At 67.7% G+C, this 24,233-nt stretch carries 20 protein-coding genes; 6 read left to right on the top strand and 14 right to left on the bottom strand.

The window, feature by feature from the left end:
* Positions 1-2: 2 nt before the first annotated feature.
* The 3 genes from MILUP08_RS35950 to MILUP08_RS16490 form a co-directional block, all read right to left on the bottom strand.
* A complete protein-coding gene (locus MILUP08_RS35950) occupies positions 3-176 on the bottom strand; it encodes a hypothetical protein (RefSeq protein WP_167626054.1) in 174 nt (57 codons plus the stop codon).
* 1 nt (position 177) lies between these two features.
* Positions 178-2,967 (bottom strand): CHAT domain-containing protein, encoded by a 2,790-nt coding sequence (locus tag MILUP08_RS16495; protein ID WP_007459623.1) that lies wholly within the window; start codon positions 2,965-2,967, stop codon positions 178-180.
* A 582-nt stretch (positions 2,968-3,549) separates the two neighbouring features.
* Positions 3,550-4,128: a TetR/AcrR family transcriptional regulator gene (locus tag MILUP08_RS16490; RefSeq protein ID WP_007459621.1), complete on the bottom strand. Its 579-nt coding sequence runs from the start codon at positions 4,126-4,128 to the stop codon at positions 3,550-3,552.
* 152 nt (positions 4,129-4,280) lie between these two features.
* On the opposite strand from MILUP08_RS16490, the gene MILUP08_RS16485 reads away from it, so the two are divergent.
* Positions 4,281-5,234, top strand: coding sequence for an aldo/keto reductase (locus MILUP08_RS16485; RefSeq protein WP_237747091.1), 954 nt, complete (start codon positions 4,281-4,283; stop codon positions 5,232-5,234).
* 172 nt (positions 5,235-5,406) lie between these two features.
* Positions 5,407-6,198 carry an SDR family NAD(P)-dependent oxidoreductase gene (locus tag MILUP08_RS16480; protein WP_007459617.1) on the top strand — a complete coding sequence of 264 codons (792 nt, stop codon included), beginning with the start codon at positions 5,407-5,409 and terminating at the stop codon, positions 6,196-6,198.
* 89 nt (positions 6,199-6,287) lie between these two features.
* On the opposite strand, the gene MILUP08_RS16475 is transcribed toward MILUP08_RS16480, so the two are convergent.
* Positions 6,288-6,578 (bottom strand): hypothetical protein, encoded by a 291-nt coding sequence (locus MILUP08_RS16475; RefSeq protein ID WP_007459615.1) that lies wholly within the window; start codon positions 6,576-6,578, stop codon positions 6,288-6,290.
* A 126-nt stretch (positions 6,579-6,704) separates the two neighbouring features.
* Here MILUP08_RS16475 and MILUP08_RS16470 point away from each other — a divergent pair, with 126 nt between their 5' ends.
* Together MILUP08_RS16470 and MILUP08_RS16465 are read left to right on the top strand one after the other, a co-directional pair.
* Complete coding sequence (locus tag MILUP08_RS16470) at positions 6,705-7,208, top strand: hypothetical protein (protein WP_007459613.1); 504 nt, start codon at positions 6,705-6,707, stop codon at positions 7,206-7,208.
* Positions 7,205-7,543: a winged helix-turn-helix domain-containing protein gene (locus tag MILUP08_RS16465; RefSeq protein WP_007459611.1), complete on the top strand. Its 339-nt coding sequence runs from the start codon at positions 7,205-7,207 to the stop codon at positions 7,541-7,543. Before MILUP08_RS16470 ends, MILUP08_RS16465 begins: the two co-directional genes overlap by 4 nt.
* 53 nt (positions 7,544-7,596) lie before the next feature.
* Here the strand turns inward: MILUP08_RS16465 and MILUP08_RS16460 are convergent, their stop codons facing one another.
* Complete coding sequence (locus MILUP08_RS16460) at positions 7,597-8,493, bottom strand: SDR family oxidoreductase (RefSeq protein WP_007459610.1); 897 nt, start codon at positions 8,491-8,493, stop codon at positions 7,597-7,599.
* 142 nt (positions 8,494-8,635) lie between these two features.
* On the opposite strand from MILUP08_RS16460, the gene MILUP08_RS16455 reads away from it, so the two are divergent.
* Complete coding sequence (locus MILUP08_RS16455; RefSeq protein WP_007459608.1) at positions 8,636-9,160, top strand: TetR/AcrR family transcriptional regulator; 525 nt, start codon at positions 8,636-8,638, stop codon at positions 9,158-9,160.
* 75 nt (positions 9,161-9,235) lie between these two features.
* Here the strand turns inward: MILUP08_RS16455 and MILUP08_RS16450 are convergent, their stop codons facing one another.
* The 9 genes from MILUP08_RS16450 to glgX all read right to left on the bottom strand — a co-directional run bounded on the left by MILUP08_RS16450 (position 9,236) and on the right by glgX (position 22,332).
* Entirely contained in the window at positions 9,236-10,381 is a 1,146-nt protein-coding gene (locus MILUP08_RS16450; RefSeq protein ID WP_007459606.1) for a helix-turn-helix domain-containing protein, read from the bottom strand.
* Entirely contained in the window at positions 10,368-10,529 is a 162-nt protein-coding gene (locus MILUP08_RS36735; protein WP_007459604.1) for a hypothetical protein, read from the bottom strand. Before MILUP08_RS36735 ends, MILUP08_RS16450 begins: the two co-directional genes overlap by 14 nt.
* 112 nt (positions 10,530-10,641) lie before the next feature.
* Complete coding sequence (locus MILUP08_RS16445) at positions 10,642-11,832, bottom strand: helix-turn-helix domain-containing protein (protein WP_007459602.1); 1,191 nt, start codon at positions 11,830-11,832, stop codon at positions 10,642-10,644.
* A 202-nt stretch (positions 11,833-12,034) separates the two neighbouring features.
* The gene (locus MILUP08_RS35365) at positions 12,035-13,975 is read right to left on the bottom strand and encodes an AAA family ATPase (protein ID WP_007459601.1); all 1,941 of its coding nucleotides are present in this window, start codon (positions 13,973-13,975) and stop codon (positions 12,035-12,037) included.
* Positions 13,976-14,002: 27 nt separating this feature from the next.
* Entirely contained in the window at positions 14,003-14,560 is a 558-nt protein-coding gene (locus MILUP08_RS36730; RefSeq protein ID WP_237747089.1) for a hypothetical protein, read from the bottom strand.
* Positions 14,553-15,842 carry a hypothetical protein gene (locus tag MILUP08_RS35360; RefSeq protein WP_144056942.1) on the bottom strand — a complete coding sequence of 430 codons (1,290 nt, stop codon included), beginning with the start codon at positions 15,840-15,842 and terminating at the stop codon, positions 14,553-14,555. The genes MILUP08_RS36730 and MILUP08_RS35360 overlap by 8 nt, the downstream gene beginning before the upstream one ends.
* A gap of 343 nt (positions 15,843-16,185) precedes the next feature.
* A complete protein-coding gene (treZ, locus tag MILUP08_RS16440; protein ID WP_007459597.1) occupies positions 16,186-17,910 on the bottom strand; it encodes a malto-oligosyltrehalose trehalohydrolase in 1,725 nt (574 codons plus the stop codon).
* Positions 17,907-20,213, bottom strand: a complete 2,307-nt coding sequence (gene treY, locus MILUP08_RS16435; protein ID WP_007459596.1) for a malto-oligosyltrehalose synthase — start codon at positions 20,211-20,213, stop codon at positions 17,907-17,909. Before treY ends, treZ begins: the two co-directional genes overlap by 4 nt.
* A 1-nt stretch (position 20,214) precedes the next feature.
* Positions 20,215-22,332 (bottom strand): glycogen debranching protein GlgX, encoded by a 2,118-nt coding sequence (glgX, locus tag MILUP08_RS16430; RefSeq protein ID WP_007459595.1) that lies wholly within the window; start codon positions 22,330-22,332, stop codon positions 20,215-20,217.
* A gap of 334 nt (positions 22,333-22,666) precedes the next feature.
* Between glgX and MILUP08_RS16425 the strand changes: the two genes are divergently transcribed.
* The gene (locus MILUP08_RS16425) at positions 22,667-24,130 is read left to right on the top strand and encodes a glycosyltransferase family 4 protein (protein ID WP_007459593.1); all 1,464 of its coding nucleotides are present in this window, start codon (positions 22,667-22,669) and stop codon (positions 24,128-24,130) included.
* The last annotated feature ends 103 nt before the right edge of the window (positions 24,131-24,233 follow it).

The raw sequence follows: 24,233 nt of genomic DNA, 5'->3' as shown, positions 1-24,233 counted from the left end.
GCCTACGACGAGGGAGGAGGGGGCGGCGGGGCCACCGGTGGCGGGGGTACGAGCCGTGCGGCCTCGTCGTCGTCCTCGATGGCGTCCTTGGTGACGAAGGAACGCCAAGTCAAGACCAGGTCGTCGAGATCGTCGAGCCCGTCGGGATCGGGATGGGACGGTTGGTGCGTCGTCATGTCATGAACCTCCACTCGTACCAGCGGGAACCCGACTGTCGACACCGAGGGCGACGAGCCCCGCCCAGAGCACCGGCGGCGCTTCCGGCCGGCTCTCCCGCCATCGACGCTGGGCCCGGCGCAGGGCGATCGACGGGGGTACGCCAGCGCTGAGCAGACCGTAGAGGTGGCTGACGATTGTCGCCGTCGCATGACTGTACTCGGGATTCGCGGCCGTCCCGTCCGGCAGCGGGAACAGTCCGCCGAGCACGGTCTCGGCTCCCCGGCACAGCGCCACGGTCGGGATGCCCAGTGGGTCGGTGCCCTGACGTTGGTCCAGCTCGGCCGACAGACAGGCGTTGATCAGCAGCAGCGGGGGGAACCGCAGCGCGAGCATGCGTGCGGCAGACAACTCGGTGCCGTCGGTCAGCGCGAGGGCGTGTGCCAGGCCCGGGCTTCCGTTTCCGTGCACCGTCAACGCCAGCAGTCGAAGCGGTGATTGTGTGCCGCGGTCGCGCAGCACGGACAGCAGCGCCTCGGGCGTCGGCAGGAATTCGACCGTGTCCCCGTAGGCGCTTGTCAGCGCCTCCTTCTCGATACGGATCCCGTCCGCATCGACGTCGGCGAGATAGGCCGCCGCCGGTCCGTGCGACTGTTGCTCCACATCCGGTGCGGTGTCGTCCAGCAGGGCGAGACTGGGTAGGTAACTCAGGATGGCGTGGTCGGCGAGGAACCGGTCCGCGCCGTCGTTCCGCACGGCCAGGACGGCCCACGGGACCCGCCACAGCACCGGATCCGGCACGATCAGCAGGTGCGGCACGTCGCCGTCCGGGTCGCTGCGGTCGAGGATGGTCTGAAGGCCCGGCGGCAGGAGCAGGGCAGCGAGCTCTGACCACTGGTCCCACTTCGCTGTCGCCAGTCGACGGAAATGCCGGCTGGCCTCCCAGTCGCTTGTCTGCGCGCGGAATGCGGTCGGCAGTGCGCCGGCGGCACCGTCGACGGACTCGCCCGCACCGCCCTCGACACCGTCGGCGGCCAGCCCGCGCGGCGCCGGCACGATGAAGTCTCGGATGATCGATGCCTGCCGGTCCGTCGCCGTGTGGAGATAGGGAACGCGCACGCCGTCCGGGGAGGTCCACATGCCGGTGATGACCACCGAACCGTCGTCGTCGAAGAGCCGGGCCTGGAGCAGGTGGGATCCGGGGGGAACCCGGCCCGCGGGTGCGCCGGACGCCGGCGGGGCGGTTCCCTGGAACATGCGCCGGAAACGGATCGACACCAGGCTCTCCAACCGCTCGTACGCGGCCAGGCTGACGAGCCCCTTCCGCTCCAGGTCGTCGGGCTGGTCCGTCCCGGGCTGCGCGGACTGTTGACCGCTTATCGCGTCCTCGTAGCTGGCGATCTCGCCCAGCAGTCTGACGAGGTCCGGTTGGAGGTCGTCGGCCCGGTCGTCCGTGGCGATGCCGCCCCGGAGGACCTGCCGCAGGGCGGTCCGGCTGCTCAGGTCCAGCACCTCGGTCAGGAAGTCCACTGCGGAGTCGTCGCCCCGGTCGTAGCGCGCGTGGGCGAGCCGAACCGCGGTCAACTCCTGCTCACCCATGACGCGCGTGAGGTGGGCCTGCGCGTCCCGCCACCCCCAACCGGCCCTGACCTCGCTGAGCAGCCGAATCATCAGCAGATAGGCCTCCAGCGCGTGCACCTCGTCGCCCCTGACGGTGAACACGATCGCTCGCATGAGGTGATGACGGGTCCATGAGTTGGGCCCGGCGTCGTCCTGCCGATACGCCTCGGCGGCTTCTGCGAGGTAGGTGTCCGCCTCGTCCGGCCGGCCCGCCTCGGCAGCCACGCCGGCGAGCACGTCACACGCATTACCGAGAACGGTGAACGCTCCCCACTGCCGGCTGAGTGTGCGCGCCTCGAGCGCGTGCGACACCGCAGCCTCGGTGTCGTCGGTCTGGACGCAGATGACGGCGAGGTTGTATTCGATCCGTACCCGGTTCAGGCGGTACATCTTCCCACCGGCAACACGTAACGCCTCGGTCATCACCGCGCGGGCTTCCGCATATCTTTCCTGCGCCAGATACAGGTTGCCCAGCCCCGTGAGAGCCTCCCCCAGAGCCGACCGGTCGGTGTGCTTCCGGAGATATTCGGCGGCATCCTTGAACTGCCGTTCGGCAAGCGCATGGTCGCCCTGGACGAGCGCCCAGGCGGCACGCTGCATGGCGATGGTGTGGAGCACCTTGGGATACTTCCGGACCGCCGGGTGGTTGGCGGCACGGTCCTGCAACTCCCGCGCGGCCGCCAGCTCACCGCGTCGGGCCTCGACGTCTGCCTGCGCCACGAACGCCAGAAGCGAATTCATCAGCTGGATGTCGCGCCAGCGAAGCAGCCCTCCGGTGGCGCGCCGGAGGTTGATCAGTGTTCGAAGACCGATGCCGACGAGCACCAGACCACCGACGACGGCCACCTGCGCGCCGAACTGAAGCCAGGTGAGCACGGCCAGTGCCACCCAGATCGTGCAGGTGAGCAGCGGCCTGAAGGTGCTCGCGTAGAACCGCAGGACGGCGGCGTCGCCCCGTGTCGCGAGAGTGGGCAGATATATCTTGTCGTTCAGGGCCCGAAAGAGTTGAGCGAGGACCAGGAGAATCAGGAATTGCAGAATGCTGGGCGGATTCCGACCGAGCATTGCGCTCACGAGGAAAGCCAGGACGGCGATCTGCGCCAGGATCAGGGCGGCGAGCAATCCTTTGCGCCCTGCGCCGACCTCGTCCTGCTGCTGCAATAGGTAGGCGCGCGGTCTGTTGTCGACCATCCTGCGATCGCCCTTCCTCGGCACCGATCCTGACGGTTCTGGAAACCCGGTTGGGCCGCGTCGCTCTCGGTAGGACAGACTGCCACATCACATTCACGTTCGTGCCGCGCAATGCACCTTTCGCACCGTACTTACGCATTTCCTTGATGGAGAGTCGGATCCCGGACAGCGGTTTTCGGTACGCGGTGCCCGGTTCCCTGCAAGGACCGACGACCGTACGGTTGGCCGGCCAGGGTGTGCAATGCCCTGGCCGGCCATTTCGTGAAGGAGGGGCGGCGGTGGGGCTCGGTGTGTATGTCGAGAACCAGGTGCACGAGCAACGCTATGTCGGCGCGGAAGCGAGCTCCTCGCTGGAACGCCTGGTGGCGGCGAGCGACCGGGAGCGGCACCACCTGGTGTCGAGGATCGATTCCTACGGCGACACCATGATCAACCTGATCCACTGTCCGCGTCGACGAGGGCGCGAGCGGCACCGGGCAGGTCACCCATCCGGTGCGGTGCTGATCGTCGTACCCCCGAAGGTTTGCAGGCGACGTCCGCGGCCCGGTCGGCCAGATCCCCGGCGCGGCGGCGCTCGCCGCGTTATGCCGACGGCAGGGGTTCATGGGCCGCGAGCGGGCGCAAGCCGTCGAACAGCACGGCAAGGGTCCGGTCGATGACGGGGCCGGAGTAGTCACCGGTTTCTGCCGCCATGCTGGCGCCCCGCAGCAGGGCGAGTATCTCGGGCATGTCGACGTCGGGGCGTACGGCGCCTACGCGTTGGGCGTCGCGCAGAAGGTCTGCCAACGCTTCGCGCATCTGCGTTCGCTGGCCTGCCTGCTCCGCTTTGACGTCGATCCCTGCGCTGCGCAACGCGTCCGTCAGGGTCTTCTTGCGCGCGGCGTCCGCGACGACCTGCGCGAAGAATCTGAAGAACCCGGTCTGTGGCTCTGCGGCGGCGCGCAACCGGGCGGCCTCATCGAGCAGCAGGTCCACCCGCGCCGAAACGATCGCCGCGTAGAGGGCTTCCTTCGTAGCGAAGTGCCGGTACACGGTGCCGACACCGACTCCGGCTCGACGTGCGATCTCGTCCATGCGGGCGGTCAGTCCCTGCTCGCCGAGCACGATCTCGGCCGCCGCGAGCACCTTCGCGCGGTTACGCGCCGCATCCGAGCGGATCATTCCGGCCTCCTCCGATTCGAGCACCCTTGACGAGCGGAATCCAGGTTCCGTATCTTCAAACGGAATATTGATTCCGATTCTACGGGGATGGCATGCGGTACGCGACACTGGGCCGATCCGGTCTCCACGTCTCCCGGGCATGCCTGGGCACGATGAACTTCGGCACCGACGCGCAGGCACCGACGTCGGACACCGAGGCCCGCCGCATCATCGGCGAGTTCCTCGACGCCGGCCACAACTTCATCGACACCGCAGACACCTACCGGGGTGGCGCTAGCGAAGAGATCGTCGGTCACGCCATCGCCCACCGCCGCGCCGAGGTCGTCCTTGCCACCAAGGGGGCGGCGCCGCAAGGTGCCGGGCCCAACAACCGGGGCCTGTCCCGCGCCCACCTGACGCGCGCCCTGGAGGCGAGCCTGCGCCGACTGGGCACCGACTACATCGACCTGTACCAGTGTCACGTCCCGGACCCAGACACTCCGATCGACGAAACCATGGCAGCGTTCGATGGCTTCGTGCGCTCCGGCAAGGTCCGCTACGTCGGCTGCTCCAACTTCACCGCCGCCGGAATCGTCAGCGCCCAATGGGCAGCGCACCGCATCGGCGGAACACCCTTCATCAGCCTGCAAGCCAACTATTCCCTGATCACGCGCGCCATCGAGGCCGAGATCGTCCCCACCTGCCAGCAGAACGGGCTCGGCATCCTCGCCTACAGCCCGCTCGGCAGCGGTCTGCTCGCCGGGCGATACCAGCGCGGCGCCGCACCGGCCGCCGGATCCCGACTCGCCCAGTGGGCGGCCATGCCCAGCCCGATGGCACACGCGTTCGTGACCGGCCTCCTCGCCGAGCGGCATTTCGATATCGCCGATGAGGTCACCACGGTCGCCGCCGAACTGGGTACGACCACGCCGACCGTGGCGCTCGCCTGGCTCCGCAGCCGGCCCGAGATCACATCGGTGGTCCTCGGGCCGCGCTCCGCCGATCAACTGAGCGCCAACCTCGCCGGCCTCGCATTCGAGCTGCCGGAAAGCGTCTCCACCCGGCTGGACGCGGCAAGCCAGTGCACCATCAGCCCTCCGGTCAACGGCCAGCACCACACCGCCTGATTCAGCGACGAGCCGCCCGCGCCCGGTCCCGGCCACACCAGCGTCAGCCACTGACTCGTTGCTCATCAGATGCTCATCCGTCCGCGGCAAGGTCGAGAGCAACGCCCTGCCGACGTCCGGCAGGCGCACCGTTCTGGCACCAATCGGCGACCACTCACCAGGAGAACAGCACGTGGACCTGCAGCTCAGCGGCAAGACCGCATTCATCAGCGGATCCAGTCAAGGCATCGGTTACGCAACCGCGAAGGCCCTGGCCGGCGAAGGTGTCAACGTGGTCCTCAACGGCCGCGACCCGGCAAAGCTGGCCGAGGCTGTCGACGTGTTGCGTCGGGAGGCACCCGCCGTGTCCGTCACTGGCATCCAGGCAGACTTCTCGGTTGCCGATGACGTCGACAGGCTGTGCGACGAACTGCCAAGCGTTGACATTCTCATCAACAACGTCGGGCTCTTCGAGCTCAAGCCCTTCGACCTCATCTCCGACGAGGAGTGGCGGCGCTACTTCGAGGTGAACGTGCTCAGCGGGGTCCGGCTCGCGCGGCACCTCATGCCGGCAATGCTCGATCGGGGGTGGGGCCGGATCGTGTTCGTGAGCAGCGAGTCGGGCGTCAACATCCCCGCGGACATGATCCACTACGGCACGTCCAAGACGGCGATGCTCGCAGTGGGCAACGGCCTGGCGAAGCTCACGAAGGGCACTGCGGTGACCGTCAACTCGGTGCTGGGCGGCCCCACCTATTCGACAGGCGTCGCCGAAACGGTCAGGTCGCTGGCCGACGCCCAGTCCCTCCTCGAGGACGACCTGAAAGTGGCGATCATCGGCGCCAACCAGACCTCCCTACTGGGGCGCTTCATCGAACCGAGCGAGATCGCCAACACCGTGACCTTCCTCGCCAGTCCCGCCGCGTCCGCAATCAACGGATCGGCGGTTCGCGTCGATGGAGGCGTGCTGACAACGATTCTGTGAGTCCGCGGCGGGACTGACCCGCCGAGGCTGGTGCCGGTGGCGGCGTCGGTGGCAGGTCGTGGGATCGCCGGGGCGGCGAAGCTGCTCGATCAGCGGGTGAGGCCGACCAATGTCGCCAGTCGCGCCACGCCGGCCGGCGCCGGCTGCGCCCGGGCGACATCGGCGATGAGAGTACGCGCCAACGGCCGGCACCGAACCTCAGCCGGCGCGACACTGTCCGCGTCGACCAGGGCACGTGCCGCCCCGCGCACGTCACCCACCTGGAGGTACGCCCGAGCGGCGTCGACCAGGTAGGCGCCCCGATACTCGGCCGGCAAAGCGGCGATGGCGAAGTCCCGGCGGCTCAGGTCCGCCGGCAGGACCGCTGCCGGGTCGGGCACGGTGGGGGTGCGCCGCCGCTGTCCGGCGAAGATCCGCGCACCGTCGCCGCCCCGGCCACCTGACTAGTTGCCTCATCGGAAAGAAGCTAGTACTTTCCAATGAGGCAACTAGCCAAGGAGGTCACGATGAGCAGGCAAGTCGATCAGCAGAGCGCGGCAGCAACTCTGGCCACGATCCACGAGCACCAGCAACGGACCCGGCGCGCGGCGCGCGTGCCGTGGTGGGTCTACGCAACGATGTTCCTCCTGAGTGCCGCGGCATGTGCGGTTAACGACTTCGTCGACCTCGATGGCACCAAGCTGCTCGCCGCGGTGGTCCTGGTCGTGCTCGTCATCGTTGCCGTGATCACTTTTGCCGGCCGATCAGCGCCACTGAGCAGGCTGCGCGCTGTGCAGCGCAGGCAGACGTTCGTGCCACAGGCTTTCGGTGTGGTGGCGGTCGTCGGCGGTCTCGGCGGCTGGCTGCTCTCCCGTTACGGCAACACGATCGCTGACAACGTGGCCGGCGCGATCGGCCTGAGCAACTACCCGAACACCGTCGCCGGGATACTCCTCGGCGCTGCGTTCACCGCGCTGTTCGCCCTGAGTCAGCTGCTGAGCGAGACCTTCCAACACCGAAGCGGCCGATGACCGACTCACCACCAACTGCGGGCCGGGCACCGGGCCTGGACCGGCTGCTCTCGGATCCGACACGGCTGGCGATCATGTCGGTGCTGACAGCTGCGGACTGGTGCGACTTCGCCTTCCTGCGGGACGCGGTGTCACTGTCGGACTCCGCACTGTCCAAACAGCTCACCACACTCAAGAACGACGGGCAGATCGAGCAACGGCGCACGTATCACGGCCGGGTACCCAAAACCACGGTACGAGCCACCGACGAGGCCCGAGCCCGTTTCGTGAGGCATGTCGAGGCGCTACGAATGATCGTGGAACGCGCTCAAGCCGGAGAACAGCCGCGGTCCTAGGTCCCGTTTCGTAGCCCGGTTGACCCGACGGCCTACGTCTCGTCGTCGGGTTGTCAGGCGTGGGAGTAGGCGCCTGTGTTGAGGTCGTCCAGGAGGGTGGGGCCGGTGGGTGTCCAGCCGAGGATTTCCTGGGTGCGAGTACTGGAGGCGGGGATGTCCCTGCCGAAGAATCCGCCGATCCAGCCGAAGTGAGCTGGTGCGTTCTCGGCCGAGATGGAGGCGACGGGCAGGTCGAGCGCGTGGCCGATCGCCTCGGCGATCTGGCGTGTCGGGACTCCTTCCTCGGCGATCGCGTGCAGGAGCGAGCCCGCGGGTGCTTTCTCCAGTCCGAGGTGGACGAGGCGGGCGGCATCGGAGCGATGCACTGCGGGCCACCGGTTCATACCGTCGCCGATGTAGCAGGCAACGCCCTTCTCCCGCGCGATACCGACGAGAGTGGTCATGAGGCCGTTGTCGCCCGCGCCGTGCGTGGTGGGGGCGAACCGCACCCCGACCACGTGCACGCCTCGGGCGAGGTAGTCCAGTGCGAGGTTCTCGCCGCCGCCGCGAGGGGTGTCGGGGCCGTGGAACGGGGAGGCATCGTCTTCGGTGGCGGGACGACCACCGTCGACCGGGATGATGCCCGAGGCGAACAGGAAGGGCCGACCCGAACCTTCGAGGGTGTCCCCGATTGCCTTGATCGCGGCTCGCTCGGCCTTGTTCGAGACGGCGGGGTTGTCGAAGTCGTGCTTGTTGGCGAGATGAATCACGGCCTCGGCGTCCGCGGCGCCCGCGCGGATGCCGTCGAGGTCGTCGAGGTCGCCGCGCCGGACCGTGACGCCCATGGCTTGCAGAGCGGCGGCGGAGGCGTCGGAGCGGGCGAGGCCGACGACGTCGTGACCGGCCGCGAGCAGCTCGCCGACGGTGGCGGAGCCGATCCAGCCGGATGCCCCGGTGACGAAAACGCGCATGGATGGATCTCCTTGATGCCGGCCAACCAACACCCTGGTGATGTCAGTTGCTGTCGTCACCCTAACGCATGATGTCAGCCACTGTCATCACTATGCTCTCCCTATGGCGCGATGGGATCCAGGTGCGAGGCAGCGCCTACAGATGGCGGCACTGGAGCTCTATGTCCGACAAGGCTTCGAGAAGACGACCGTCGAAGAGATCGCCCAGAGCGTCGGCCTGACCGAGCGCACGTTCTTCCGTCACTTCGCCGACAAGCGCGAGGTGCTGTTCGACGGACAGGACATGCTGCAACAGGCATTCCTGGACGGCGTTCGCGCGGCCCCGCCGTCCGCGTCGCCGCTGGAGATGGTCACCGCAGCCCTGGCGGTCGCGGCGGAGTCCTTCGCCGACGAACGACGGCCCTGGTCACGTCAGCGCCACGCGGTCATCACGGCGAACCCCGGCCTACTGGAACGCGAGCTGCTGAAGAGGGCATCGCTCGCGGCGGTGGTAGCCGGCGCCTTGCGTGCGCGCGGCGTCGCCGAGCGAGCGGCCGTCCTCGCGGCGGAAACCGGCGTGACGGTTTTCAGCGTGGCCTTCTCCCAGTGGATCGCCGAGGACGAACAGAGGTCACTTGCCGAGGTCGAGCGTGAGGTGCTGGAAGAACTGAAAGCACTGGCAGCTTGACATTCTTCGCCGTCGAAGCCCCGATGGCTGCCTTTGTCCTGTCCCGCCGCCCGGCGCTTGGGTCGCCGCAGGCGCTCACCGGGTGAGGCCGACCAACGTCGCCAGTCGCGCCACGCCGGCCGGCGCCGGCTGCGCCCGGGCGACATCGGCGATGAGAGTACGCGCCAACGGCCGGCACCGAACCTCAGCCGGCGCGACACTGTCCGCGTCGACAAGCGCCCGCGCCGCCCCGCGCAGGTCACCCACCTGGAGGTACGCCCGAGCGGCGTCCACCAGGTAGGCGCCCCGATACTCGGCCGGCAACCGCCGCCACCCCTCCCGCCGCACCACAGTCGAGTGCCGTTGCAGCGCCTCGACGGCGTCACCGCGCGACGCCGCCACCAGCACCCGCGCCAGCTCCACGGCGACCGGGCCGAAGCTGGTGCGGTGCTGATCGTCGTACCCCCGAAGGTGTGCGGCGACGCCCGCGGCCCGGTCGGTCAGCTCGTTGGCGTGGTGGTGCTCGCCGCAGCCGGCGGCGGCAAGGGCGGCCTGGACCAGCAGCGTCCCACCCACGGCCCACTCCCCCGGCGACCGCTGCGGCCGGACGCGGTTCGCGGCGGCGAGGGACGCGGTCAGGGCCAGGCGGTCGCGGCCGGCGGCGCGGAGCGCCTGGCTGACCGAGACGGCCGCCGTCGCCGCCAGCGCCGGGTCGTCTCCGGCGGCGGCCATCGCCCGGTCGGCGGCCAGCCAGCCGAGGTCGGCCTCGCCGAGCTTGACCAGCAGCGACGAGGTGATCCGGTACGCCTGCACCAGCAGCTCCGCCGACCGCGCGCCCTGGGCGGCGTCGAGCAGACCCGGCAACACCCGCACCAACTGCCCGTAGTGCGCGTGCTGGTAGGTCAACCAGGCGTAGCCGACCTGCCGCCTCAGCTCGTCCGTCTCCTGTGGGGCTTGCGGGGTGTCGTAGCGGGCGAGCGCGGCCCGGATGTCGTCCACCCCATCCGGAGGGCCAGCAGGGATGCCGCGCGGCTGGCCGAGCAACACCTCCGGGTCGACGCGCAGGACGTGGGCCAGCTCCTGGATCACCGAGTACCGGTCCAGGGGGCGGACGCCCCGCTCGATCTTGTCGACCCAGCTCTTCGACCTGCGCAGCCGGTCGGCCAACATCTGCTGCGTCATCTGCCGCCGCACCCGCCAGCGCGCCACCCGGCGGCCGATCGGGAGGTCATCGCTGGTCACGCCGCCACCGCCGGTCCGGGACCGCGCGGGTCGTGTCCTCCACGGGTACGCGGTCCGCCTCGGCCTGGGCGAGGAGGCGCTGCTTGGCAGCCTCCCGCTCGGCCGCCTCACCCTTGTTCTCCGAAGCGTCGTCGTCCTGACCGCTCATCCCGCCTCCTCAGTCAGAGGCCCGGGAGGCTCGCCGCCCCCAGGCCATCGGGACGCGTCCACGTCCTAAACCGGACAGTAGGGCGGATTGGTGATGCGGTGATTACTGGCAGTTATGCGGCCAGGTTGATGCCGATGCGGCCGGCGAGCAGGCGCAGGTCGTCGGGGATGGCCCGGCGCTGGGCACGCTGCGCCAGAGTCACCACGGCATCGCGGGCGAGAGGGTTGATGGCGAACGGGATCGGCGCGGCCCGCTCGGCCTGCACGAATGCCGCGAGGGCTTCGGCATCCCGACGACCGCTGTCTGCCAGCGCTCGACCGAGGTCAAGCCAGTAGGACTGTTGGCGGATCGACGCCGCGAGCACCTGCGGCCGGACCGTTCGGGACAGCTCAATGACCCGGCCGGACTCGCCCTGCTCGGCGGCGATGGACATCTCCCAGAGCCCCACGTTGGTCGGCCCGAAGCCACAACCGTTGAAGCCAGCCCCGTCGACGGGATCTCCGAGCGTCGCCGCCTCACGTGCTGCCTCGGCAAGGTGGTCGCGAGCTACGTCCAACCGACCGCTGACCGTCGACGTCAACGCGGCCGAGAGATGAAGCTGGCCGAGCATCTGTCGCACTCGTTTGTCGGCGGCGTCTGCTTGCAGTTCGGTCAGTGACCGGTCGGCGGCGCGCGCCGCGACCGATGCGGACTCGATCGGCAGGCTCTGCGCGTAGGCGAAACGGGAGGCTGCGATCCACGCCGGGTCTTCGGCGTCTTCGGCGACCGCCCCAGCGAGCCGGGCGGCGTTGAGGGCGAGGTGGCGGTAGCCGAGGTTCCGCAAGCAGGTGGCGGCTTGGTAGGCAACCTGGACGAGCACGGTCCCGCCTACGGCGGCGGCTTCGAGCAACAAGCTCGGGAGCATGCGGGCCATGGCTGGGTAGTTGCACGAGCTGCGGAGTTGCTCGGCGCGGGCGATCTCGGCGGCCAGATGCTCCGCTGCGTAGGTGGACGGGCGGCGCTCGCCGTCCTCGATCTCAATCAGGGCCGACCAGATCGCCGGCACGCACTCGGCGGCGCTCTCACGGGCGGGGTCGCCGGATTCGGTGCCCTGGCCGAGCAGGTCAGCCACCGTGACCTGGAGCGCGGCGGCGAGAGCGACCAGAGTGGAGCGACGGTCGATGGTCTTCCGACCCGACTCGACCTGCGACACGTACGACTGGGTGACCCCAGCGAGGCCGGCGAGGACGGCTTGAGTCATGCCGCCCCGGCGCATCCGCCAGTATCGGATCCTGGCACCGATGGTGTCCGGCCTCTTCACCATGCCTTCACCCACTCCCGAACAAGTTACTGGGCTAGTGGCGAGCATGAACCCCTATCCCTGCACTGCTGTACGGTACACCAGCAGAGCCTCATGCCGTTCACATTGAATGTCGGTAAAGCTCTCATAAAGATATCAGGCGTAGGGCCGAGCCATTCATCGTTCACGGTCGTGTGCACCGGAAGACGCGGGCAGTGGAGAACAACTATCGCCGCCGCTTTCCCGCTTGACGTTGCTCCATCTCAATAACCGCCTCCCTACCCGGGTGAGGGACATCGCGCAGCAACGGCTCAGGGTACGTCAAGGTTATAAGATTAATTGATTTCGATAGCCTACGCTCCAGTGGGGGAAGCCCATTATCAGCCACGATGATCTGACACGCAGGATAAGAAAGCGACAGGCGATACATCCTTTCGTATAGCCGCTGACCAGCAGCGACATCCTCCGGGGTGTTTCCGAGGCTAGTGCGGGGGCTGTCAAGCAGAAGCGCGTCGGGCATAAGGTACTGTCCGCTACTGAGCGAGTATGCGAGATTGGCAAGATAATAGGCATCATTGGCGAGCGTTTTGCTGGCTCCGCTTACGCTCAAGCGATCGAATGAGTCTCCATTGATGACGGGGAGATAGGTCTGAGGGTCGAGCCCCGCTTCCTGGTAGCCGGTAAAGCGTAACTCGCGAATCTCTTCATCAAAAATTTCGCCCAACTCGGCAATCCTATACCTATTCTCTTCAAGTCGCTGCCGTTCGGATGTTTGTTGCACGCGGTTAGATTCCAGCTGCTGGCCAAAGCGACGTACCCTAGATTCGAGTTCATCGTATTGATCCCATTGATCTCGAAATCGCTCAATGTCGCGTAGGCGAGCACGCGCGCGCTCACGGTCGGCAGCAGCCTCGCTGGCTTGATCTATACTGGGAAAGATCTGCTGAGGATCGGCTTGCCTTTCTAGGTCGCCCGCAGCTTCAGTGAGCTGCTCACGCAGCCTATTTACCTGATTCGTCCACTCCGTGAAATAGTCCTCATCTTCTTTCTGGAGCATTAGAGCTTCTTCTTTTTGGGCAAGAATGCGGGTTACCGCTGCATCATGGTCGCTCCGCATCCGCAAGCCAGAACGCGATGGCTGCGGCTGGGCACAAAGAAGACACTGCGCCGGATCAAGGTCGCGGTCCGAAACAGATTGTAGACACCGTGGACAGACGCTAAATTCGAGGCCTGAGATCGAATTGTGAGCATCCGCCTCTCGCTGTGCTCTTTGCGCGTCCAGTTGGAGCTGCGCGAGCAAGGCGCGTCCTCGGTCAACTGCCACCTGCGCTAGCGTGCGCTCTGCCTCAGCGTCCGCCGTTGCGGTTCGAAGGGTAGAGATCCGCTTTCGGAGACCTTCTTGGTCCCCGCCGATGTCTGCGCCGGCCATCCGCCTCGCTTCTTCAAGCCGTCTCTCCGCTTCGACGAGGTCAGCTTGGGCCTCTGCCTCTTCGACCGCTAGCTCTGCTTCGTTGGGCGCGCCAACATTGAATAGGAAACGGCGAACAGTCTCCGCTTCCAACTTTGCTGCTCCTTGCGCCCGCTCTAACGCGGCAGCATCAACTTCCAATTCCCGGATACGTTCGTCAGAAAGGCCGTAAGCCAACTCGAATACGGCACGCCGTTTCCTGTTCGTGAACGGATCATTGTGTCCCGCCACCGACGAGTTTACGTCATCCTGCGGCAGGTAAACGTATCGGAAAAGGTCAAAGAATGTCAGGGGCTCGCTACCCGTCTCGCTGTTATTGCTTAAGCGCGCGATAGGGAATCGCAGCAGCTTGAGAATTTCTATACCAGCCCGCGGCATTTTACCGGAAGTAGCAGTCCAGCGATCAGTGAAACCGTCAGCGCGAGTAACCGTTAACTGGTTCTCTCCGACCGCGCGACTTAAAGTCAGCCGATCTGCGCCTATAGTCACTTCCAACGTTACATTCTGGAGGTTCTCTTCGATCGCCGTCATCAGCTTGGCGCCTTTGGCACCCAGAGCAAATTTCAGAAGCTCTAACATACTGCTCTTGCCAGTCTTGTAGCTTCCGTTAACGACATTCAACCCAGGCTTGAACTCGTATCGGCTCGTGGCTTGAGCGGTCTTGAGGTCTAGGCGATGAAATTGAAGGTGGACTGCCATTATGAGATCCTCAATCTGGTTACCGACTCAAATGTAGGTGCGGTGAGGACGGTCAACTACATCGGGCAGGTTCTCGTAGATTAAGTCTTTCAGCCTGTTTCCGGTCGTGTTAAAATTCGTCGCGATGTATTCGCATCGAGCTGCGGTCAAGCGCCACGTTGGCAAGGCGGCGAGTTGCGATGCGGCCCGCTTGCCGTCTCCGGTAACAGACATCCGCAACCTTCCCTTACCTCCTGAGCTTCTTACGAGATCAGTACCGATCAGCATTCCGAGAATGGGGTAGTACCTGTCATCCCATGGTCCAAACTTGTATCGAATCATGCGGCTTTCCACCGCCAGCCGCTCCTCATCGGTCGCCCGCAAATGATCAGGAGGGGTCTCGTTCGACTCAACAAGCGCAAGTCGTTCCATCATGACCGGATACCTGAGGAGAAAATCCAACTTTGCCAACTTAGTCAATCCGTCAATGCCTTTGCGTTTCTGATAACTAAATGCCGCCACTAAGAGCAAGATGCGGGCCGCATGGTAATCCAGGCCAGTATCGCGCGAACCGTTAAGATATTCGCCCGCTCCAAGATCAGGCATTAGCGCCACCATGAAACACAGGGAACTCTAGTTGCATGTGCTGGCTACCGCTTCTACTTCCTGCAATCCAGGGAGCCTCGTGCTGCGGATCAAACTCGTCAGACCACCATATTTTGCATTCATCCGTGAGCTGGTAAACGCACCCCATGAGCTCGGGCATGCCGACAGGAATCTTGGGGCTTGAGTGGGCAGCAGAAATTAACTGACTCAGCTCCATATGCATCTGAGGGCCATAAGGCGCTTCCGTCCTCCTGGTGCGCGTCTCCGCGACTAATGCATGATGCAGTATCTCTGCCCGAATTCTGCCGACCTCGTCGGCGAACGGACTCGGAACGTCGGGCCGGAAGCTGACCTCAATTTCGTACCAGCGCTGGCGTAGACGAGGGGCAGCCGACACAACAGTTGGCCCAAGCATTCCGGCACGAAGCTTACGGGACATCGCGGTGCTGCTAGCGCTCTGCTCGTCGATAGCGTCGCTGGTTATAGGGATCCCGCTATCCTGAAGTCTACGCAAGAAACGAGCCCTGGTTATCATTCTGACGCCCTTTGAATGGTCGGCCAGATCATCGCCCACCATCCAATCAACATCCGGCTCGTGAGGGTTGAGCCCCCGAACGGCTTCGTCCACAAGGTTGAACGCAGCGTCATAGGCCGCCCTGGCGAAACCCGGCCGAACTCCCAGCCTGGCTAATGCTGGCCGCACTGTATCTTCAATAACGAGCGCTCTCATGCTGTGCTCGTCTCCACCAGTGCTATACATCGTCAAGGCGGATAGGAAATCGACCGTTTCGTCCAAGCTGCTGGATCCGATGGCAGGTTGCAGATTCTTTGCGTACCACTTCAATGCTTCGGTGTCGCGAAGTTCGGGTTTGGCCGAAAGATTTTTAGCGAGTTCCCGTGCTTGATTCGCACCGATCTTGAATCCGTTGTTAGTCACCCAGAGACATGTGTTGGATTTCTCGCTTGCAATCCAGCGTTCGAAGAGAACCTTAAACCCACCTTTGTAAGGCAGATCGGCTAGTCCCCAAGCCCCTTGGTCCTGACTTCGATGCTTCACCGAAACGAGAACGTGCGGCTGCGCGCCATCTGGTCCAGGACAGACGTAGTCTGTGTGCCACTCGCACAGCACCCATGGCCGCGGCTTGGTGAGCATCGCGAAACATTCACGTGCCGTGCACGCGTATTGGTACGCATACCACTTCGCCGTCTCGTGGCCTCGGTCCTCCACCGGCCTTTCAGACAAACCGGGGCCAAGCGGCAGCTTCGCGGTCTCGTCATGCACACACAGGACGTTAATTCCTCGTCGCACTGTGTGTCCATCACCGGTACGTCTGCGCGCACAGGTACGTGCGGCCCCTTGTTCCACTCTGGACGACCTAGCTCCAGGTGAAGCGTGGATACATGGGGGACAGTTGGGACGTCCCGTGGCAGCGGTTCGCCGCCGCGTTTCCGCAGACTCGCCGTATGGCACCGGACTGAGGGCGAGGGTGAGCTTTGCTGGTCAACGCTCAAGATCCCGCGCTGGGTGGTGGTACCTCAATGACGGCGTGGAGGCCGAAGAAGGGGCGGACACCCCGCCGAGCCACATAGCCCCTTGGACAACATCGGTTCATGATCGGTAGGCCTCACAGTGCCACGATCGCCGCAGTCTCCGCAGGCAGCTCGATCCGGTCCCGCATCACCGTGACACCCTCCCCGGTAGCCAGCAACACCCGCCGAGCCACCCCAGGCAGGCTGACCCCCTGCCCCCGCCCAGCCAGGTTCGCCACGACAAGCGTGTCCCCCCGCCGCATCAGCAGAAACTGGTCCCCGTGCTGCACAGAAACCGCGTGCAACCGAGGATCCGACAGGTCCGGCACCGACCGCCGCAGAGCGATCAACCGCTGGTAAAAAGCCAGCATCGAAGCATGCTCAGGCTTGTCCAGCTCCGCCCAGTCCAACCGGGACCGCACGAACGTCTGCGGGTCCTGCGGATCGGGCACGTCCCCCTCGGGCCACCCGTGCGCCGCGAACTCCCGCCGCCGCCCGGTCCGCACCGCAGACGCCAACTCCGGCTCTGGGTGCGAGGTGAAGAACTGCCACGGCGTGGATGCCGCCCACTCCTCCCCCATGAACAGCATCGGAGTAAACGGCGCGGTCAACAGCAACGTAGCCCCGACGCGCAGAAGAGAAGGCGACAGCGAAGCCGAGATCCGGTCCCCGGTAGCCCGGTTGCCGATCTGGTCGTGGTTCTGGAGGTAGGCCACCATCCGGTGCCCCGGAATCCGCGGATCGACAGGCCGCCCGTGGTGCCGGTTACGGAAGCTCGACCAGGTGCCCGCGTGGAAGAACCCACCCGTCAGCACGTCCGACAGCGTCTCCAGCGACCCGAAGTCGCCGTAGTAGCCCTGCCGCTCCCCCGTCAGCAACGTGTGCAGCGCGTGGTGGGCGTCGTCGTTCCACTGCGCGTGCAGCCCGAACCCACCCGCCTCCCGAGGCGTGATGAGCCGTGGATCGTTGAGGTCGGACTCGGCGATCAGCGACAGCGGCCGCCCCAGGTGCGTCGACAACGACTCGACCGCGATGGCCAGCTCTTCCAGGATGGGCACCGCCCGGGAGTCCGGCAGCGCGTGCACGGCGTCCAGACGCAGCCCGTCGACGTGGTAGTCGCGCAGCCACATCAGGACGCTGTCGATGATGTAGCGGCGTACCTCGTCGGAGTGCGGGCCGTCCAGGTTGACCGAGCGGCCCCAACTGTTGCTCTGCTCGGCGAGGTAGGGCCCAAACCGTGGCGCGTAGGCCCCGGAGGGCCCGAAATGGTTGTAGACGACGTCGAGGATCACCCCCAACCCCTTGGCATGGGCGGCGTCGACGAACCGTTTCAGGCCGTCGGGGCCGCCGTAGGGCTGGTGCGGGGCATACCAGCAGACGCCGTCGTACCCCCAGTTGTGTTCGCCGTTGAAGGCGTTGACCGGGAGCAGTTCGATCAGGTCGACGCCCAACGACACCAGGTGGTCGAGGCGGTCGATGGCCGCGTCGAAGGTGCCCTCCGGGGTGAAGGTGCCGATGTGCAGCTCGTAGAGGATGCTGCCGGGCAGTTGCCGCCCGGTCCACGAGCTGTCGGACCAGTCGAAGGCCGAATGGTCGTAGAGGCGGCTCGGCCCGTGGACGCCGTCGGGCTGCCACGCGGAGCGCGGGTCGGGCAGCGGGATGTCGTCGTCGTCGAGCAGGAACGCGTAGTCGGGGCCGCCGTCGGGCACCTCGACCCGCCACCAGCCGTCGGCGGCGGCGCGCATCTCGTGGTCGTCGGCGCCGGGCAGGTGCAGCCGCACGCGGGTGGCGTCCGGCGCCCACACGGAGAATTCGGTCATGAAGCAGCCTCCGCGTCATCGGTGGGAGGAGCCAGCAGTGCGACGGGATAGTCGGCCAACAGGTCGGCCACAGAGGTCTCCCCGCCACTGTAGACCCGCCCGGTGAACAGGTCCTTCACCTCGTTAACACCAAGCGACAGGACTGTGTCGTGCCAGCCGCCGGCGCGTGCCAGGCCCAGCGGCAGGCGGGTCGCCACGGTGATCGCGCCGCCCCGGTCGAAGGCCAGCACGTGCCGGCCCTGCGGCCCGTGCGCCGGCACCGGCCGGTAGGACGTGAACAGCTCCGGGTGCGCCCGCCGCAACCGCAGCGTCCGCGACACGACGAGCAGCTTCGCCGCGCCGTCGGTGTCGAGCGCGGGACGCCAGCCGCCGTCGAGCCGCGCCAGCATCTCCCGGCGTACGTCGAAGTCGACGGGCCGCCGATTGTCCGGGTCGACGAGGGAGTTGTCCCACAGCTCGGTGCCCTGGTAGGTGTCCGGCACGCCGGGCATCGTGAGCTGGATCAGCTTCTGCCCGAGCGAGTTGCACCAGCCGGCCGGGGTGATGGCGGCGGCGAGTTCGGTCAGCTCGGCGTGCAGCTGCTCGTCGTCGTACATCCGGTCGATGAGCGCGTGCATGGCCTGCTCGAAGACCGGGTCCGGGTCCGCCCAACTGGTCGAGGCCGCGGCCTCCCGGGCGGCCTTCTCGGCGTACGCGTGCAGCCGCTCCCGCTCGATCGGCCACGCGCCGACGGCGGTCTGCCAGAGCAGGTGGGCGAACGCCGGGTCGGGCAGCCGGGCGTACTCCATCCATCTTTGGACCTGCTCGGCCCAGCGGCCCGGCAGCTCGCTGAGCACGGCGAGGCGGGCGCGCACGTCCTCGCCGCGCTTCGTGTCGTGGGTGGAGAGGGTGGTCATGCTGGCCGGCCAGCGGACCTGGCGGGCGCTGGCGAAGCGGTGGAACTCCGCCGGCGGCACCCCGAAGTGGGCGGGGCTGCCGCCGACCTCGTTGAGCGCCACGAACCGGGTCCAGCGGTAGAACGCGGTGTCCTCCACGCCCTTGGCCATCACCGCGCCGGTGAGCTGCGGGAAACGCATCGCCAGCTCGTCGTCCGGGCTGCGCAGCCGGCGGGTGATCGCGTCCAGGGCGCCGGTCAGGTCGGGGCGGCGGCGACCCGCCTCGGAGCGGGCGGCGGCGAGGTGCCGGGCGCCCTCCGGCGGGTAGCCCCGGTAGACCGGGAAAGCGGCGGCCAGTTCGGCGAGCGCGGCGCGGGCCCGCTCGGTGGGCACCTCGGGGGCGAGCGCGGCGAGCCGGGTCAGCTCGGCGCCGAGGAGCTGGGTGGCGGCGGTCAGCTTCGTGGTGTGGGTCAGGTCCTGCCACGACGTGTGGTGCCCGGCGAGGCGGGTGTCCAGCGCCGTGAAGTCGCCCTCGGTGTCCGAGTCGACGAACAGGCCGTTGACCGCCGCGAGGGCGTCGTAGCCGGTCGTGCCGTCCACCGGCCAGTCCGGCAGCTCCTCGCCGTACTCCAGGATCTTCTCCACCACGAGCCAGGCGTCCGGCGCGGCCTCGCGCAGCCGGGCCAGGTAGCCGGCGGGGTCGCGCAGGCCGTCCGGGTGGTCGACGCGGATGCCGTCGACCTCGCCGGCGGCGGCCCACCGGAGGATCAGCTCGTGGGTGGCGGCGAACACCGCCGGGTCCTCCACGCGCAGACCCGCCAGGCCCGCGATGGCGAAGAACCGGCGGTACGTCAGCTCCGCGTCACCGCGCCGCCAGGAGATCAGCTCGTAGTGCTGCCGCTCGTGCACCTCCCGGGCGGTGCCGTCGCCGGTGCCGTCGGCGATCGGGAAGCGGTGCTCGTGGTATCGCAGCTCCCCGTCGACGAGCTTCAGGTCGTCGAGGGCCGCCGGGTCGTCGGCCAGGACCGGCAGCAGCAGCCGGCCCCGGTCCCAGTCGATGTCGAACCAGTCGGCGTACGACGAGTCGCGCCCCCGGCGCAGCACGTCCCACCAGGCCGGGTTGGCCGGCGGCACGGCGACCCCGGCGTGGTTGGGCACGATGTCGACGACCAGGCCGAGCTGCTTCTCGCGCAGCGCCCGCAGCAGCCGCTGCCGCGCGGCCTCGCCGCCCAGCTCCGGGTTGACGGTCCGGTGGTCGACCACGTCGTAGCCGTGCGCGGAACCGGGGGTGGCGGTCAGCAGCGGGGCGCTGTAAAGGTGGCTGACGCCCAGGTCGGTGAGGTAGTCGACGATGCCGGCGGTGGCGTCCAGGTCGAAGCCGGGGCGGACCTGGACGCGGTAGGTGGCCTGCGGAGGGGTGGCGGCCATGTCAGATCGTCCTTTCCAGCACCACCAGGGAGCGGTCCGGCACCCGGATGGTGCCGCCCGCGCTGATGACCGTGGCGTCGCCGGGCTCGGGTTCGGCGGTGCTGATCACCCGTTCCCACTTCTGGCCGTATTCGCTGCCGGGCATCGTGAAGTCCAGCGGCGCGTCGTGGGCGTTGAAGCAGAGCAGGAACGAGGCGTCGTGGTGCTTCTGGCCGTACTGGCCGCGCTCCCGGATGCCCTCGCCGTTGACGAACAGCGCCACCGAGCGGCCGAAGTCGTTGCCCCAGTCCTCGCCCGTCATCTCCCGCCCGTCGGGGGTATGCCAGGCCAGGTCGGGCAGCGGCTCGTCGATGCCGCGCCCACCCACCGGCAGGCCGGTGAAGAACCGGCGGCGGCGGAACACCTGGTGCCGTTTGCGGAACTCGGTGAGCGTACGGACGAAGTCCAGCAGGTGCTCGTCGACGTTGTCCCAGTCGACCCAGGCCAGCTCGCTGTCCTGGCAGTAGGCGTTGTTGTTGCCGTGCTGGGTGCGGCCCAACTCGTCGCCGTGGCCGATCATCGGCACGCCCTGCGAGAGCATCAGGGTGGCCAGGAAGTTGCGCCGCTGCTTGGCCCGCAGGGCGAGGACCGCGTCGTCGTCGGTGTCGCCCTCCACGCCGCAGTTCCAGGACCGGTTGTGGCTCTCGCCGTCCCGGTTCTCCTCGCCGTTGGCCTCGTTGTGCTTGTCGTTGTACGACACCAGGTCGTTCAGCGTGAACCCGTCGTGCACGGTGACGAAGTTGATGCTGTGGAAGGGGCGGCGGCCGTCGTCCTGGTAGAGGTCGGCGGAGCCGGAGATCCGCGACGCGAACTCGGCAAGGGTGGCCGGCTCGCCGCGCCAGAAGTCCCGCACGGTGTCGCGGTACTTGCCGTTCCACTCCGTCCACAGCGGCGGGAAGTTGCCCACCTGGTAGCCGCCGGGGCCGACGTCCCACGGCTCGGCGATCAGCTTGACCTGGCTGACCACCGGGTCCTGCTGGACCACCTCGAAGAACGTGGAGAGCCGGTCCACCTCGTAGAACTCGCGGGCCAGGGTCGCCGCGAGGTCGAAGCGGAACCCGTCGACGTGCATCTCGGTCACCCAGTACCGCAACGAATCCATGATCAGTTGCAGCGAGTGCGGGCTGCGCACGTTGAGGCTGTTACCGGTGCCCGTGTAGTCGACGAAGTAGCGGCGGTCCTCCTCGCTGAGCCGGTAGTAGCTCGGCGCGTCCACGCCCTTGAAGCTCAGCGTCGGCCCGAGGTGGTTGCCCTCGGCGGTGTGGTTGTAGACCACGTCGAGGATGACCTCGATGCCCGCCGCGTGCAGCGCCTTGACCATGCCCCGGAACTCCTGCACCTGCTGCCCGAGGTGGCCCAGCGCCGAGTAGCCGTGGTGCGGGGCGAAGAAGCCGATCGTGTTGTAACCCCAGTAGTTGCGCAGCCCCAGGTCGACGAGGCGGTGATCGTGCACGAACTCGTGCACGGGCATCAGCTCGATAGCCGTCACCCCGAGCCGGGTCAGGTGCTCGATCATCGGCGGGGAGGCGATGCCCGCGTACGTGCCGCGCAGCTCCTCCGGGATGTCCGGGTGCCGCATGGTCAGCCCGCGCACGTGCGCCTCGTAGATCACCGAGTGGTGGTACGGGGTGCGTGGTGGCTTGTCGTTGCCCCAGTCGAAGTACGGGTTGACCACCACCGACTTCGGCATGAACGGCGCCGAGTCGGTCTCGTTCATCCGCTCCGGGTCGCCCAGCTCGTAGTCGTACACCGCCGGGTCCCACTGCACGTCACCGTCGACGGCCTTGGCGTACGGGTCGAGCAGCAGCTTGTGCGGGTTGCAGCGCAGCCCGTTCGCCGGGTCGTACGGGCCGTGCACCCGGTAGCCGTAGCGCTGCCCCGGCTCGATGCCCGGCAGGTACGCGTGCCAGACGTAGGCGTCCACCTCGCGCAGCTCGACGCGGCGCTCGGCGCCGGTGTCCCACTCGTCGAAGAGGCACAGCTCGATCCGCTCGGCCACCTCGGAGAAGATGGCGAAGTTGGTGCCCATCCCGTCGTAGGTGGCGCCCAGGGGATACCGCTCGCCCGGCCAGACCTGCATGTCGCTCCTTCAGCACTTGATCACGAGCGAACCGCGTCGTGAACGCACGGGAGGGCGGGCCGCCCGCGCGCACGCCGGTATTGCCCTGCGCCCCCGCGCGCCAATCCATCCTTTCAGGCGATGACCGAAAACCACCTGTCTGATGCGCGCTACACCCTCAGGTGTCCTCCGTCACCATGGGCGTTTTCAAGATGCGTTCCGGGGCTCGATGCCCTTTGCTTGTCGGGGGACACGCGTTCGCGCGTGCCTCACTCGGCCCTCGGCCACCCCTCCCCACCCTCACTCCGCCGCCACCGCTGCCGGCGCGTGCCACCACGTATGGACGGAGACTGATGTGACCACGCTGCGGGTCGGCGAGCAGCTCGCTACCGCCACGGATCGGGCCCACCGGCCCACCCTCACCTCCCGGCCCCAGCTTCCGGCGCAGCCCGGCCCGTCCGCGCATTCCGGCCTCGGCGCGCAGCCCGGCGCGACCGTGCCCGCGCAGCCCGGCCCGGGGGTGCCGCCGCAGACCCGTCGCATCCTGATGCTCTCGTGGGAGTACCCGCCGGTGCTCGTCGGCGGCCTCGGCCGCCACGTGCACGCCCTGTCGGTCGCCCTCGCCGCCGCCGGCCACGACGTCACTGTCGTCACCCGCCACGCCGAGGGCGCACCCCTGGAGGAGTACGCCGACGGCGTGCGCATCCTGCGCGCACCCGAAGACCCCGTCGCCTTCCCCCTCGCCACCGGCTCCCTGCTCGCCTGGACGATGGCCTTCAACCACACCCTCACCCGCACCGCCCTACGCGCCACCCAGGCCGGCAGCTACGACGTCATCCACGCCCACGACTGGCTCGTCGCGCACACCGCGATGACGTTGCGCGACCACCTGGACATCCCCCTCGTCAGCACCATCCACGCGACCGAGGCGGGGCGGCACCAGGGCTGGCTGCCCGAGGAGATGAACCGCACCATCCACGGTGTCGAGCAGTGGCTCAGCAGCGAGTCCGGACGGGTCATCGTCTGCTCCGGCTACATGCGCGACGAGGTGGGCGCGCTGTTCGGCGTACCGGCCGGCCGCGTCGACGTGGTCGCCAACGGCGTCGAGTCGCACCGCTGGAAGGTGCCGGCCCGGGACGTGGCCGCGGCGCGGGCCCGGTTCGCCGGAGACGGCCCCCTGGTCACCTTCGCCGGCCGGCTCGTCTACGAGAAGGGCGTACAGCACCTCATCGCCGCCCTTCCCCGGCTGCGGGAGCGGCACCCCGGGCTGCGCGCCGTGATCGCCGGCGACGGCCCGTACCGCGCCGAACTGGAGGCCGAGGTGCACCGTCGCGGCCTCGGCGGGATGGTCAGCATGCCGGGCTTCCTGGGCGGCAACGACCTGCCGGCGCTGATGGCGGCGTCCGACTGCTTCGCGGTGCCGAGCATCTACGAGCCGTTCGGCATGGTCGCCCTGGAGGGCGCCGCCGCCGGAGCGCCCCTCGCCGTCGCCGCCACCGGTGGCCTCGCCGAGATCGTCGAGCCGGGAGCCACCGGGATGACGTTCGGCCCGCACGACCCGGACGGGCTCGCCGACGCCGTCGACGCGCTGCTGTCCGACCGCGAGCGCGCCCGCGCCATGGCCCGCCGCGCCCGCCGGATGGTCCACGACCAGTACGGCTGGACGGCCATCGCCAAGCGCACCGCCGCCAGCTACGCCGCCGCCATCGCCAACGACGCCGCGTTCACCGCCGAGCGCACCGAGCAGCGCATGTCCCAGGGCCGCGCCCTCCCGGCGCTGCCCGAAGGCAACCTGCTCGCCGCCGCCGGCCTGCGCTGACGGTCGGGCTGCTCCGACCCGGTCGGGCTGCTCCGGCCCGGTCGGGCTGCTCCGGCCCGGCCGGGGTGCCCCGGCCCGGCCGGGGTGCCCCGGCCCGGTCAGG

The organism is Micromonospora lupini str. Lupac 08, from assembly GCF_000297395.2.
Taxonomy (GTDB): Bacteria; Actinomycetota; Actinomycetes; order Mycobacteriales; family Micromonosporaceae; genus Micromonospora; species Micromonospora lupini.
The sequence above is the reverse complement of the archived record's forward strand: the minus strand, read 5'-3'. Positions and strand labels throughout refer to the sequence as shown.